The following is a 13,349-nucleotide window of genomic DNA, read 5'->3' on the forward strand; positions in this document are numbered from 1 at the left end:
GCTCGTGGTCGCGCAGCCCGGCGTGCAGGCATTGGCCGTCCTGGTGCTTGCAGAGCTCTGTCGCAGGGCGTTCCGGCGACAGAGCTGGTGCCGCCCGGGTATTCCGGGTTTGTGGCGATGCTGTTGTTGGCGGCGGCATCGGCCATGGGCGTTGCGACGGGTGTGAGGGGTGCCAAGGGCCCGACAGGGCTGGCAGTCGTCATTGCCGTGATGCAGGTGGGTGGTTATGCGGCGCGTGTCGTCGGCCTTTCCCTGCGTCTCCAGGCGGCTGTCGATTCGCTGGCGGATGTCGAGCTGTTGGCCCACCGGATGCGGCAATAGGTGCCGCTGGATGGCAAGTGGCGGCCGTGATGCGGGGCGACTCGCGGTAGCGGTGCCGCTGGCGGCGCTGCATATCGCGCTGGGCAGGTGCGATGCCCGCGCGAACGGCAGGCGAGCATTGCCGCCGGGCTGACGGCAGGGCGGCGGGCGAACCCGCCGCTTCACTCAGGCATTGCGGTTATGGGCACGCAGGGCGCGCTGCTTTTCGCGGGCCCAGTCGCGATCCTTGGCTGCGTCGCGCTTGTCGTGGGCCTGCTTGCCCTTGGCCAGTGCGATTTCCAGCTTTATGCGGTTCTTGCTCCAGTACATCGCGGTCGGTACCAGCGTGTAACCGTCACGTTCCACCCGTCCGATGAGCTTGTCGATCTCGCGCCGGTGCAGCAGCAGCTTGCGCTGGCGCCGGTCCTCGGGAATGGTGTGGGTGGATGCCTGGATCAGCGGGGTGATCTGCGCGCCGATCAGGAAAATCTCGCCGTCCTTCACGTAGGCGTAGGCGTCGGTCATGTTGCCTCGCCCGGCGCGGATGGCCTTGATCTCCCAGCCCTGCAGCACCAGCCCGGCCTCGAAGCGTTCCTCCAGGTGGTATTCGTGGCGCGCGCGCTTGTTGAGCGCGATGGTTTTGTCGGCCTGCGCGCTCTTTGCTTTATCCTTGCCGGGTTTCTTGCTCATTTCCATATTGTCTCCGATTCGGAGGCGTTTCGAACATCCGTCCGTATTCCGCATGACTACCATCCGCCGCAGTGCCCTGGTCGAACAGCCGGCCGAGCGCATGTTCGACCTGGTCAACGACGTGGCCGCCTATCCGCGGCGTTTCCGCTGGTGCGAGGCAGCCCAGATCCTGGAGGAGGGGCCGGAACGTCTGGTGGCCCGCCTGGACCTGGGCCTGGGTTCGTTCCGCACCTGGTTCATGACCGAGAACGCGCTGCAGCGTCCGGGCTGCATCGACATGCAACTGAAGGATGGCCCGTTCAAGCGCCTGCACGGCCGCTGGCAGTTCCAGCCGCTGTCCGAAGCCGCCTGCAAGGTGAGCCTCGAGCTCGAGTTCGAGCCGACCTCTCGCCTGCTTGGGCCGGCGCTGGCGCTGGGTTTCCAGGGGCTGGCCGACCGCATGGTCAATGATTTCGTGCGCGTGGCCGAGCAGGGAGGCTGAGGCATGCGCGTGGAAGTGGTGCTGGCGTGGCCGGAGCGCTACCTGCGACGGGAATTGATCCTGCCGGAAGGCTGCACCGTCGCCGACGCGGTGGAGGCGGCAGCGCTGGATGCCGGTGGCGACTGCGTGGCCACGGCCGTGCATGGCGTGCTCGCGCTGCCACAGCAGGCGCTGCATGACGGGGACCGCGTCGAACTGCTCAGGCCGCTGCTGGCCGATCCCAAAGAAAATCGCCGCCGGCGGGCGCGCGGCGGCGATTGATCCGAGTGCGTGGCGCCGGGGCTCAGCGGCCGCCGCGCTTCTTCTTGTCCTTGGCCAGGTTGCGGCCGAACTGGCGCACGCTCTTCTGGGCCAGTTCCGCATCCTGGTTGGGGAAGTAGTCGCCTTCCCAGCGGGTGACGCGGTCGTTCTCGAAGAACACGGTGAAATTCTTCACTTCGGTCTTGCCCAGGCGGTTCACGCGCTGGCTGGAGGTGTAGTCCCAGCGCTGGGCATGGAACGGGTCGGGAATGGACGGCGTTCCCAGCAGCGCGTTGACCTGCTGCTTGCTCTGGCCGGCCTGCAGTTGTGCGACGGACTTTTCTTGCAGCAGGTTGCCCTGATAGATGGGCTGCTTGTAGATGATGCCGCAGCCGGTGGTGGACAGGGCGACAACGGCGATCAGCAGAAGGTTGCGCATTGGGACAGGCGATTGAGGAAATCCCGGCGATGATACACTCCCCGGCACCCAGCGCGATCTGACCGGAGGCAACTGGCGTTAAACCGCCAATGAACACGATGGCCATGGAATCCAACGACCTGCGCAAAGTCGGCCTGAAAGTGACGCATCCGCGGATGCGCATCCTGGCGCTGCTCGAGCAGAACACCCCCCACCACCATCTGACCGCCGAGGACATCTACCGGCAGCTGCTCGATTGCGGCGACGAGATCGGCCTGGCGACGGTCTATCGCGTACTGACCCAGTTCGAGGCGGCCGGCCTGGTGCTCAAGCACAATTTCGAAGGCGGGCAGGCGGTCTACGAGCTGGACCGCGGTGGCCACCACGACCACATGGTGGACGTGGATACCGGCAAGATCATCGAGTTCGAGAGCCGCGAGATCGAGGAACTGCAGAAGAAGATCGCGGCCGATCACGGCTACGAGCTGGAAGAGCATTCGCTGGTGCTGTACGTGCGCAAGAAGCGGCGCTGACGCCCCCGTACCGTGGAAGACGACACCGGCCTCGCGCCGGTGTTTTCGTCTGTGGAGCGGTGTGCCGGAGGCCGGCACTGCCTGGATGCGTGAAGGCGAGCGCCTTCACGCGGTATGGGGACGCAGTCCCGGGAACTCGACGATCAGCAACGGTGTGCGGTCATACGGCATCGTTGCTCTGCTTGCCGCAGGGCAGCACGAATGGATCGCTTCCGCGACCCGGTGCCTGCCCCGGCAGTGGGCGGGTAATGCGGGACTCAGACCTCGGCCAGCAGTTTGCGGGCGGCGGCGCGGGCTTCCCTGCTGACTTCGGCGCCGCCAAGCATGCGCGCTAGTTCTTCTTCGCGGCCCTTGGCGTCGAGCAGCTCCACCGCGCTCTGGGTCATGCCCTCCACCGGCGCCTTGCTGACCCGGTAGTGGGCATGGCCCTTGGAGGCGACCTGCGGCAGGTGGGTCACGCACAGCACCTGCCTGCGCTCGCCCAGGGCGCGCAGCTTCTTGCCGACGATGTCGGCCACGGCGCCGCCGATGCCCGAATCCACCTCGTCGAACACCATGGTCGGCACGGCATCCAGGCCGAGCGCGGCCACTTCGATGGCCAGCGAGATGCGCGAAAGCTCGCCGCCGGAGGCGACCTTGCGCAGTGCGCGCGGCGGTTGCCCTGCATTGGCGGCGACCAGGAATTCGACCCGTTCGGCGCCGTTGGGGTCCGGGCGCGGCTGCGGTTGGGGTTCCAGCTCGATCAGGAACTGGCCGCCGCCCATGCCCAGCTCGCCGATCAGCGCGGTGGTGGTGTCCGACAGCGCTTTGGCCGCGCTGGTGCGGCCGGCGGTGAGCAGGGCAGCCTGCGCCTGCCAGTGCGCTGCAGCCCTGTCGATCTCGCCGGCCAGTCGCGACAGGCGCTCGTCGGCGCCGCGCAGCTGTTCCAGTTCCGCCGCGATGCGTTCGCGGGCGGCGGCCAGCTCTTCCATCGGCACGCGGTGCTTGCGCGCCAGGTCGTGCAGGCGGCCGAGCCGGCGTTCGATCTCCTCGAAGGCCTCCGGGTCGCTGTCCAGGTCGTCCTGCACCCGGTCCAGCTGGGCCAGCGCTTCGTGCAGCTGGATGCCGGCGGCGTCGAGCATGCCGTCGATCTCGCCCAGCCGCGCGTCGTGCTGGCTGACCCGCGAGAGTTCGTGCCGCACCTGCTGCAGCAGGCCGAGCAGGGCAGGTCCCTCATCGCCGTTGAGCGCGTTGCCGGCGTACTGGCAGGCCTCGATCAGCGCGGTGGAATGCGCCTGGCGGCGGTGGCTGGCGGTCAGTGCCGCCAGCGTCGCCGGCTCCAGTTCCTCGCGCTGCAGCTCGCCGAGCTGGTGTTCGAGGAAGGCGATGCGGTCGGAGACATCACCCTGCTGCGACAGCGCGTCGCGCTCGTCGATCAGCGCCTGCCACTGGCCGCTGGCGGTGCGTACCGCGGCGCGCTCGGCCTCGTTGCGGGCATAGGCATCGAGCAGGGCCAGCTGGCTGGGGCGCGACAACAGTGCCTGCTGGTCGTGCTGGCCGTGGATCTCGACCAGGAAGGCGGCCAGTTCGGACAGCTGCGACACCGGTACCGGGCGGCCATTGATGAAGGCGCGCGAGCCGCCATCGGCGCGGATCACCCGGCGCAGCTGGCACTGGTCCTCGTCGTCGAGCTCGTTGTCCTGCAGCCAGCGGCGGGCGGGCGCATCGTCGGCGAGGTCGAATTCGGCCGAAAGCTCGGCCCGGCTGGCGCCATGGCGGACCACGCCGCTGTCGGCGCGCAACCCGGACAGGAAGCCCAGTGCGTCGACCATCAGCGACTTGCCGGCGCCGGTTTCGCCGGAAACCACGGTCATGCCCGGCCCGAACTCCAGTTCGGTGGCGCGGACGACGGCGAAATCCTTGATCGAAAGATGTCTGAGCATGGTCGGCAGAGGTTGGGGCCGCGCAAAGCTAGCATGCGCATGCGGCAGGTCAATCCGGAAATGGCGCCTGATGCGGCACATTAATGCGCGCCGGTCGCAAGCGGTGAGTCTGAACCTTGAAACCCCGGGGGCAGCCCACATACGGGGAGCAGGCAGGCGGCAGAACGACCGCCAGGGAACCGGAAATGAACCAAGACCACCCCGAATTCGAGACCGAGAACACCGCTGGCGACGCGGCCGAGGCGCAGGACGCGCAGGTCCAGGCGCTGCGCGCCGAGATCGAGCAGCTCAAGGGCGAGTCGCTGCGCGAGCGCGCCGACCTGGAGAACCAGCGCAAGCGCGTGGCACGCGACATCGAACAGGCGCGCAGGTTCGCCAACGAGAAGCTGCTGGGCGAACTGCTGCCGGTGTTCGACAGCCTGGATGCGGGCCTGACCGCCGCCGGCACCGAGCCCAGCCCGCTGCGCGAGGGGCTGGAGCTGACCTACAAGCAACTGCTCAAGGTCGCCGCCGACAATGGCCTGACCCTGCTCGACCCGGCCGGCCAGGCGTTCAATCCGGAACACCACCAGGCCATCAGCCAGGTCGACGCCCCGGCCGGCGTGGCGCCGGGTGCGGTGGTGACCGTGTTCCAGAAGGGCTACCTGCTCAACGATCGCCTGCTGCGGCCGGCGCTGGTGGTGGTGGCCCGGGTCGACTGACCCGTGGCCGGCTGGCCGCCGCCTTGACGCGCGCGGCCGCCGGCAAACAGCTTTCCGGGGGTGGCTTGAATGTCATCCGCCCATCCCCCACATCCCGTTCATACCCGGCGGCATGCCGGCACACGAATCCTCAGGAGTCCCCCATGGGCAAGATCATTGGTATCGACCTCGGCACCACCAACTCGTGCGTGGCGATCATGGACGGCGGCAAGGCCCGCGTCATCGAGAACTCGGAAGGCGACCGCACCACGCCCTCCATCGTCGCCTACACCAAGGACGGCGAAGTGCTGGTGGGCGCCTCGGCCAAGCGCCAGGCCGTCACCAATCCGAAGAACACCTTCTACGCGGTGAAGCGCCTGATCGGCCGCAAGTTCACCGACGCCGAAGTGCAGAAGGACATCGCCCACGTCCCGTACGGCATCCTCGCCCACGACAATGGCGATGCTTGGGTGGCCACCAGCGATGGCCGCAAGATGGCGCCGCAGGAAATTTCGGCCAAGGTGCTGGAGAAGATGAAGAAGACCGCCGAGGACTTCCTCGGCGAGAAGGTCACCGAGGCGGTCATCACCGTGCCGGCCTACTTCAACGACAGCCAGCGCCAGGCGACCAAGGATGCCGGCCGCATCGCCGGCCTGGACGTCAAGCGCATCATCAACGAGCCGACCGCGGCGGCGCTGGCCTATGGCCTGGACAAGGGCGACAACAAGGACCGCAAGATCGTCGTCTACGACCTGGGCGGCGGCACCTTCGACGTGTCGATCATCGAGATCGCCAACGTCGACGGCGAGAAGCAGTTCGAAGTGCTGGCCACCAACGGCGACACCTTCCTCGGCGGCGAAGACTTCGACAACCGCGTCATCGAGTACCTGGTGGACGAGTTCAACAAGGACCAGGGCATCGACCTGCGCAAGGACCCGCTGGCCCTGCAGCGCCTGAAGGACGCCGCCGAGCGCGCCAAGATCGAGCTGTCCAGCGCGCAGCAGACCGAAGTCAACCTGCCGTACGTCACCGCCGATGCGTCTGGTCCGAAGCACCTGAACATCAAGCTGACCCGCGCCAAGCTGGAAGCGCTGGTGGAAGACCTGATCAAGAAGTCGATCGAGCCGTGCCGCACCGCGCTGAACGATGCCGGCCTGCGCTCGAGCGACATCAACGAGGTGATCCTGGTCGGCGGCCAGACCCGCATGCCGAAGGTGCAGCAGGCGGTCAGCGAGTTCTTCGGCAAGGAGCCGCGCAAGGACGTCAACCCTGACGAGGCCGTGGCGCTGGGCGCTGCGATCCAGGGTGGCGTGCTGGGTGGCGACGTCAAGGACGTGCTGTTGCTGGACGTGACCCCGCTGTCGCTGGGCATCGAGACCCTGGGCGGCGTGTTCACCAAGATCATCGAGAAGAACACCACCATCCCGACCAAGGCCTCGCAGACGTTCTCCACCGCCGAGGACAACCAGTCGGCCGTGACCGTGCACGTGCTGCAGGGCGAACGCGAACAGGCCCGCTACAACAAGTCGCTGGCCAAGTTCGACCTGACCGGCATCGAGCCGGCGCCGCGCGGCCTGCCGCAGGTGGAGGTGTCCTTCGACATCGACGCCAACGGCATCCTGCACGTTTCGGCCAAGGACAAGAAGACCAACAAGGAACAGAAGGTCGAGATCAAGGCCGGTTCGGGCCTGTCCGAGGACGAGATCAACCGCATGGTGGCCGATGCCGAGGCGCACCGCGAGGAAGACAAGAAGTTCCAGGAACTGGTGCAGACCCGCAACCAGGCCGATGGCCTGATCCACGCCACCCGCAGCGCCATCACCGAGCATGGCAGCAAGGTCGGCGGCGATGTCATCGGCAAGGTGGAAGCGGCCCTGGCCGACCTGGAAACCGCGATGAAGGGCGACGACAAGGCGCAGATCGAAGCGAAGTCGAAGGCGCTGGAAGAAGCCGGCCAGTCGCTGTACGCCGCCGCTTCGGCCGGCGAGCAGGGCGGCCCGGCCCCGGGCGCCGGTGCGGCCGGTCCGTCGGGCGACGACGTGGTCGACGCCGAGTTCACCGAGGTCAAGGACGACAAGAAGTCCTGATGTCCATTGCCCCTCTCTCCCGGGAGAGGGGTCGGGGTGAGGGTTCGGGGGCGCCTAGCGGCCCCGGACCCTTGTCGCATCAACGAACCCGCACCCCAGCCCTCCCCCGGAGGGGGAGGGAGAGGTAAAGCATGAGCAAGCGCGATTACTACGAAGTACTGGGCGTCTCCCGTGACGCCGGCGACGAGGAACTGAAGAAGGCCTATCGCCGCTGCGCGATGAAGCATCACCCGGACCGCAATCCGGGCGACGCCGCAGCCGAGGCCGCCTTCAAGGAGTGCAAGGAGGCCTACGAGGTACTGTCCGACGGCAACAAGCGGCGCATGTATGACGCCCACGGCCACGCCGCGTTCGAACACGGCATGGGCGGGATGGGGGGCGGTCCGGGTGGCCCGGACATGGGCGACATCTTCGGCGACATCTTCGGCAACATCTTCGGCGGTGGTGGTGGCGCGCGTCAGGCGCGCCGCGGCGCCGACATCGGTTACGTGATGGAGCTGGACCTGGAGGAAGCCGTTGCCGGCGTGGAGCGCCGCATCGAGATTCCGACCCTGGTCGAATGCGGCGATTGCGATGGCAGCGGCTCGGAAGACGGCAAGGTCGAGACCTGCAACGTCTGCGGCGGCCGCGGCCAGGTGCGCATGCAGCGCGGCATCTTCGCCATGCAGCAGGCCTGCCACAACTGTGGTGGCCGCGGCCAGATCATCGCCAAGCCGTGCAAGACCTGCCATGGCAACGGCCGCGTCGAGGAAGACAAGGTGCTGTCGGTGAAGGTGCCGGCCGGCGTCGATACCGGCGACCGCATCCGCCTGCAGGGCGAGGGCGAGGCTGGTCCCGCCGGTACGCCGCCGGGCGACCTGTACGTGGAAGTACGCGTGCGCGAGCATGCCATCTTCACCCGCGACGGCGACGACCTGCACTGCGAAGTGCCGGTCCGCATCTCGCAGGCGGCGCTGGGCGATGCCGTGCGCGTGGCCACGCTGGGCGGCGAGGCGGAGATCCGCATTCCCGCAGAGACCCAGACCGGCAAGCTGTTCCGCCTGCGCGGCAAGGGCGTCAAGTCGGTCCGCAGCCGCACCGAGGGCGACCTGTACTGCCGCATCGTGGTGGAGACGCCGGTCAACCTCACCGCCGAACAGCGCAAGCTGCTGGAACAGTTCGAGGCGACCTTCGTCGGCGAGGAAGCGCGCAAGCACTCGCCCAAATCGGCCACCTTCCTGGATGGCGTCAAGGGCTTCTGGGACCGGATGACCTCGCCCTGAGCCACGCCTGTCCGCAGGAGCGACTTCAGTCGCGAGGGTTTCCCCGGTGAAACCCTTTCGCGACTGAAGTCGCTCCTGCGGGGATATCGAGGCCGCAGCCTGCTGCGGCCTCGTCGTTTCCGGCGTTTGGTTGCGTGCGCATCCATGCCATCGGCCGCCGTTGCGGCGGGCGTAGAATGCGGCGATGAACGACGTCGACCACAGCCATCTCGTGCACGGTCGCCGGCAACGCCCGGATGGGCCCTCGCCGGTGGACGTGATTTCCGTACAGTCGCAGCTGGTCTATGGCCATGCCGGCAACAGCGCGGCGGTGCCGCCGTTGCGCGCGCTGGGCCTGCGCGTGGCGGAGATTCCCACCACCCTGCTCAGCAATGCGCCGTTCTACGCGACGCTGCGCGGCCACGTGCTGCCGGCGGACTGGCTCGCCGGACTGCTGCAGGGCGCCAGCGAGCGCGGCCTGCCGCAGCGCGCCGGCGCGCTGGTCTCCGGTTATTTCGGCAGCGTCGCCAATGGCGCGGCGTTTGCCGACTGGCTGGACGAGGTACTGCCTTCCTGCCCGGACCTGCGCTATTGCCTGGACCCGGTGATCGGCGACACCCATACCGGCCCTTATGTCGAGCCCGGGCTGGAAAAAATATTCGCCGAGCGCCTGCTGCCGCACGCATGGCTGGTCACGCCCAATGCCTTCGAGCTGGGACGCCTGACCGGCATGCCGGCGCTGGAGCAGGACGATGCCATTGCCGCGTCGCGCAAGCTGCTTGAGCGCGGCCCGCAGTGGGTGATCGCGCATTCGGTGTCCGGCGTGCCGGGCGAACTGGTCACGCTGGCGATCGGCCGCGACGAGATCTGGCGCTGGACTTCGCCGCACCTGCCGGTGGACGTGGCCGGTACCGGAGACGTGCTGATGTCGCTGCTGGTGGCGTTCCTGCTCAAGGGCCACGCATTCGAGGACGCGGTGGGGCGCGCCATCGCCGGCGTGCATGCCGCGCTGGAAGCGACGTTGGCGCAGGGCGTGGAGGAGTTCGACGTGCTGGCGGCAGCGCCGGCCGCGCTGGGTACGCCGTACCGCTTCCGCGCCGAGCGGCTGGCGTGAGCGTGATGCAGGCGCCGATGGCGCCGGTCATCGGCATCGTCGGCAGCGGCGGCGCCTATGGCCGCTGGCTGCGCGGATTCTTCCAGTCGCGCATGGGTCTGGAAGTGATCGGCCACGATCCGGTCGATGCCGCCTCGCAGACGCCGGAACAACTGCTGGAACGTGCCGACGTGCTGCTGTTCTCCGCGCCGATCCGGCATACGCCGGCACTGATCGACGATTACGTGCAGCACTCGTCAGGACGCGAGCGCGACAGGCTGTGGCTGGACGTGACCTCGATCAAGAGCGCGCCGGTGGCGGCGATGCTGCGTTCGCAGGCCAGCGTGGCTGGGTTGCATCCGATGACCGCGCCGCCCAAGGCGCCGACCCTCAAGGGGCGGGTGATGGTGGTCTGCGAGGCGCGCGTCGAGGCGCGCTGGCAGCCCTGGCTGGAACGGTTGTATGCCGCGCTGGAGGCCGAGTGCGTGCCGGCCACGCCCGAGCACCACGACCGGGTGATGGCGCTGGTGCAGGCGATGGTGCATGCCACCCATCTGGCGCAGGCCGGGGTGATGCGCGGTTATGCGCCGTTGCTCGGCGAACTGCAGGCGCTGATGCCCTACCGCTCGACCGCGTTCGAGCTGGATGCGGCGGTGATCTCGCGCATCCTGTCGCTGAATCCGGCGATCTACGAAGACATCCAGTTCGGCAACCCGCATGCGGGCGAAGTGCTGGATCGCCTGCTGGAGCAGCTGCAGCAGCTGCGCGCGCAACTGGCCGATGGCAGCGATGCGGCGCGGGCGGCGTTCCGGCGGCAGTTCCTCGACGACAACCGCGACGCGGTGGGCGACCGGACGCTGCGCGACGGCAACTACAGCTTCGAGCGGCTGGGGTACCTACTGGCCGACCTGACCGACACGCGCGCGATGAGCGTGCACCTGCCGGAAGACCGCGCCGGTTCGCTGCGCGAGCTGCTGCATGTGTTCGAACGGCATGGCATCAGCCTGTCCTCGATCCACTCCTCGCGCACGCCCGGCGGCGAGGTGCATTTCCGCATGGGTTTCGTGCAGCGCTACGCGCCGGAAGTGCTGGAGGCGGCCGCACGCGAGATCGACCACAGCGGCATCGGCCGGGTGCTGGACCGCTGAGCGCGCTTCATCCACAGCGGGTGTGGATGACCTGCGCACAAGCCTGTGGATGAATGCCGGCAGCCCTTGCGGTGCAAGGCTGTCAAGATGGCTGGCGAATTCTTCGCCAGTCGTTGTTGTCGGTGAGATGTGTGCAGAGGATTGCCATTGCGCGCGCATCTGCCGCCATGTCGATGGTCGTTCTTCATTGACGCATGCGTTCATCCACAGCGGGTGTGGATGACCTGCGCACAAGCCTGTGGATGACTGCCGGCGGCCCTTGCGCTGCAAGGCTGTCAAGATGGCTGGTGAATTCTTCGCCAGCCATGTTTACGCGGGGTGAGTCGCGATAGGGATTCCTTGATGAGGTTCCTGTCGCGACTCGCGTTACTCCTGCTGTCGCTGCTGCGGCGCTTTCAGATACGCAGCCGCAACTGGCCGTCGAGCGTGGTGAATTCGCGCGCGTTGCGTTGCAGATGGCGGCCATCGTCCAGTTCGTAGCGCGGTGCCGCGTCGCCACCCCCTTTGTTTCCCTGTTCGGGAATGAACTCGATGATGATGTGGCTCTCGCCGTTGCTGTCGGTGGCGGGAAACTGGCGGAACGACATGGCAACCTCCTGAGTGGCATCCAACCCGGTTCGGCCGAGGCAGCCTGCATCGCCGCGTGTTAGCCCTGCGTCGAGAGGATGTTCGCCATCGCGCGCGCATGGTGCCGGGCCCCGCATGGGGCGCCGATCCGCCTCAGTCGATGAACTGCAGCCGTGCCAGTTCCGCGTATAGACCGCCTTCGCGCAGCAGCTGTTCGTGCGTGCCCTGGGCGACGATACGGCCGTGGTCCATCACCACGATGCGGTCGGCCTTGAGCACGGTGGCCAGCCGGTGCGCGATCACCAGCGTGGTGCGGCCGGCCATCAACCGCTCCAGCGCCTGCTGCACCGCGCGTTCGCTCTGCGCGTCCAGCGCACTGGTGGCCTCGTCCAGCAGCAGGATCGGCGCGTCCTTGAGCAGGGCGCGGGCGATGGCGATGCGCTGCTGCTGGCCGCCAGACAGACGCGCGCCGCGCTCGCCCAGTTCGCTGGCATAGCCTTCCGGCAGGGCGCGGATGAAGTCGTCGGCCTCGGCGGCGCGTGCGGCGGCATGCAGTTCCTCGTCGCTGGCCTGCAGGCGGCCGTAACGGATGTTTTCGGCGGCGCTGGACGCGAACAGGGCCGGCTGCTGCGGCACCAGCGCGATCTGTTCGCGCAGTGCGGTGGGTTCGGCCTGGCGCAGGTCGATGCCGTCGATGCTGATCGCGCCCGCGTCGGGATCGTGGAAGCGCAGCAGCAGCGACAGCACCGTGCTCTTGCCGGCGCCCGACGGACCGACCAGGGCCACGGTCTCGCCGGGCCGCACGTGCAGGGTGAAGCCTTCCAGCGCGGGCTGTCCCGGGCGCTGCGGATAGTGGAAGACCACGTCATCGAAACGGATGTCGCCGCACAGCGGCGTGGGCAGGGCGAGCGGCGCGGCCGGCGCGCGCACGCCGGGGCGTTCCTGCAGCAGTTCGGCGATACGACCCATGCCGCCGGCTGCGCGCTGCAGTTCGTTCCATACTTCGGCGAGTGCGCCGACCGAGCCGCCGCCGATCAGGGCGTAGAACACGAACTGGCCCAGCTCACCCTTGCTGATGCGCCCGGCGATCACGTCGTGCGCGCCGGACCACAGCACCAGCACCACCGCACCGAACACCAGGGTGATGACGATGGCGGTGACCAGCGACTGGGTGCGGATGCGGCCGCGCGCGGTCGCCACCGCCACGCGCACCGCATCGGCGAAGCGGCCGGTCTCGTAGCCTTCGCGTGCGTGCGCCTGCACGGTGCGGACCGCGCCGAGGGTTTCGCTGGCGAGGTTGTTGGCGTCGGCGACACGGTCCTGGCTGGCACGCGAGGCTTTTTCCAGCCGGCGTGCGCCGAGGATGATCGGCAGTACCGCCAGCGGGATGCCGACCAGGGTGAAGGCGGCCAGGCGCGGGCTGGTGACGAACAGCATCGCCAGGCTGCCGACCACGGTGACGGTGCTGCGCAGCGCCACCGACATGCTGCTGCCGACCACGCTGCGCAGCAGTTCGCTGTCGGCGGACAGGCGCGAGACCAGCTCGCCGCTGCGGTTGCGGTCGTGGAACTGTGCATCAAGCGCGATCAGGTGCGCGTACAGCTGCCTGCGCAGGTCGGCCACGACCTTCTCGCCGAGCAGTGACACGAAGAAGAAGCGCGCCGCGCTCGCCGCGGCCAGCACCACCACCACGGCGAACACCAGCAGGAATACCTGGTCGATGTTGCTGCCGTTGCTGAAGCCGTCGTCGATCATGCGCCGGAACGCGACCGGGAAACTCAGCGTGGCCGCCGAGGCCACCGCCAGTGCCACCAGCCAGGCGGTGAACAGACCCATGTGGCGGCGCACGAACGGCCACAGCGCACGCAGCGTGCCCAGCCGTGCCTTGGCGGAAGAGGGAGAAGCAGGAGCGGTGTCGGTCATGGGCGGGGCATCGGTAAAGAGGGAGG

14 protein-coding genes are annotated in these 13,349 nt (G+C 68.0%); 9 read left to right on the forward strand and 5 right to left on the reverse strand.

Annotated elements, in window-relative coordinates:
• Window positions 1-117 precede the first annotated feature (117 nt).
• Window positions 118-321, forward strand: a complete 204-nt coding sequence (locus AC1DGW_RS04745) for a hypothetical protein (RefSeq protein WP_478019987.1) — start codon at window positions 118-120, stop codon at window positions 319-321.
• A gap of 165 nt (window positions 322-486) precedes the next feature.
• On the opposite strand, the gene smpB is transcribed toward AC1DGW_RS04745, so the two are convergent.
• On the reverse strand, window positions 487-990 hold the full coding sequence (gene smpB / locus AC1DGW_RS04750; RefSeq protein WP_478019989.1) for an SsrA-binding protein SmpB: 504 nt from the start codon (window positions 988-990) through the stop codon (window positions 487-489).
• Between the two features lie 52 nt (window positions 991-1,042).
• On the opposite strand from smpB, the gene AC1DGW_RS04755 reads away from it, so the two are divergent.
• Both AC1DGW_RS04755 and AC1DGW_RS04760 read left to right on the forward strand, forming a co-directional pair.
• Window positions 1,043-1,471 carry a type II toxin-antitoxin system RatA family toxin gene (locus AC1DGW_RS04755; protein ID WP_478019991.1) on the forward strand — a complete coding sequence of 143 codons (429 nt, stop codon included), beginning with the start codon at window positions 1,043-1,045 and terminating at the stop codon, window positions 1,469-1,471.
• A gap of 3 nt (window positions 1,472-1,474) precedes the next feature.
• Window positions 1,475-1,732: an RnfH family protein gene (locus AC1DGW_RS04760; protein WP_478019994.1), complete on the forward strand. Its 258-nt coding sequence runs from the start codon at window positions 1,475-1,477 to the stop codon at window positions 1,730-1,732.
• Window positions 1,733-1,754: 22 nt separating this feature from the next.
• On the opposite strand, the gene AC1DGW_RS04765 is transcribed toward AC1DGW_RS04760, so the two are convergent.
• Window positions 1,755-2,150, reverse strand: a complete 396-nt coding sequence (locus AC1DGW_RS04765) for an outer membrane protein assembly factor BamE (RefSeq protein WP_433851874.1) — start codon at window positions 2,148-2,150, stop codon at window positions 1,755-1,757.
• A 104-nt stretch (window positions 2,151-2,254) separates the two neighbouring features.
• On the opposite strand from AC1DGW_RS04765, the gene fur reads away from it, so the two are divergent.
• Window positions 2,255-2,662 (forward strand): ferric iron uptake transcriptional regulator, encoded by a 408-nt coding sequence (gene fur, locus AC1DGW_RS04770; protein ID WP_433854183.1) that lies wholly within the window; start codon window positions 2,255-2,257, stop codon window positions 2,660-2,662.
• A gap of 257 nt (window positions 2,663-2,919) precedes the next feature.
• Here fur and recN read toward each other — a convergent pair whose 3' ends face one another.
• Window positions 2,920-4,584, reverse strand: coding sequence for a DNA repair protein RecN (gene recN / locus AC1DGW_RS04775; RefSeq protein ID WP_478019998.1), 1,665 nt, complete (start codon window positions 4,582-4,584; stop codon window positions 2,920-2,922).
• A 185-nt stretch (window positions 4,585-4,769) separates the two neighbouring features.
• On the opposite strand from recN, the gene grpE reads away from it, so the two are divergent.
• From grpE to AC1DGW_RS04800, 5 genes are all read left to right on the forward strand, one after another.
• Window positions 4,770-5,285, forward strand: a complete 516-nt coding sequence (grpE, locus tag AC1DGW_RS04780; protein WP_478020000.1) for a nucleotide exchange factor GrpE — start codon at window positions 4,770-4,772, stop codon at window positions 5,283-5,285.
• Between the two features lie 143 nt (window positions 5,286-5,428).
• Entirely contained in the window at window positions 5,429-7,351 is a 1,923-nt protein-coding gene (dnaK, locus tag AC1DGW_RS04785) for a molecular chaperone DnaK (RefSeq protein ID WP_478020002.1), read from the forward strand.
• A gap of 131 nt (window positions 7,352-7,482) precedes the next feature.
• Window positions 7,483-8,613 (forward strand): molecular chaperone DnaJ, encoded by a 1,131-nt coding sequence (gene dnaJ, locus AC1DGW_RS04790; protein WP_478020004.1) that lies wholly within the window; start codon window positions 7,483-7,485, stop codon window positions 8,611-8,613.
• 184 nt (window positions 8,614-8,797) lie between these two features.
• Window positions 8,798-9,706 carry a pyridoxal kinase gene (pdxY, locus tag AC1DGW_RS04795; RefSeq protein ID WP_478020006.1) on the forward strand — a complete coding sequence of 303 codons (909 nt, stop codon included), beginning with the start codon at window positions 8,798-8,800 and terminating at the stop codon, window positions 9,704-9,706.
• Window positions 9,707-9,711: 5 nt separating this feature from the next.
• Entirely contained in the window at window positions 9,712-10,833 is a 1,122-nt protein-coding gene (locus AC1DGW_RS04800; RefSeq protein WP_478020670.1) for a prephenate dehydrogenase, read from the forward strand.
• A 395-nt stretch (window positions 10,834-11,228) separates the two neighbouring features.
• Here AC1DGW_RS04800 and AC1DGW_RS04805 read toward each other — a convergent pair whose 3' ends face one another.
• Window positions 11,229-11,420: a hypothetical protein gene (locus AC1DGW_RS04805; protein ID WP_478020008.1), complete on the reverse strand. Its 192-nt coding sequence runs from the start codon at window positions 11,418-11,420 to the stop codon at window positions 11,229-11,231.
• A gap of 133 nt (window positions 11,421-11,553) precedes the next feature.
• Entirely contained in the window at window positions 11,554-13,323 is a 1,770-nt protein-coding gene (locus AC1DGW_RS04810; RefSeq protein WP_478020010.1) for an ABC transporter transmembrane domain-containing protein, read from the reverse strand.
• Window positions 13,324-13,349: the final 26 nt, after the last annotated feature.

The sequence above is a fragment of the Stenotrophomonas sp. 05N423 genome (assembly GCF_056397145.1).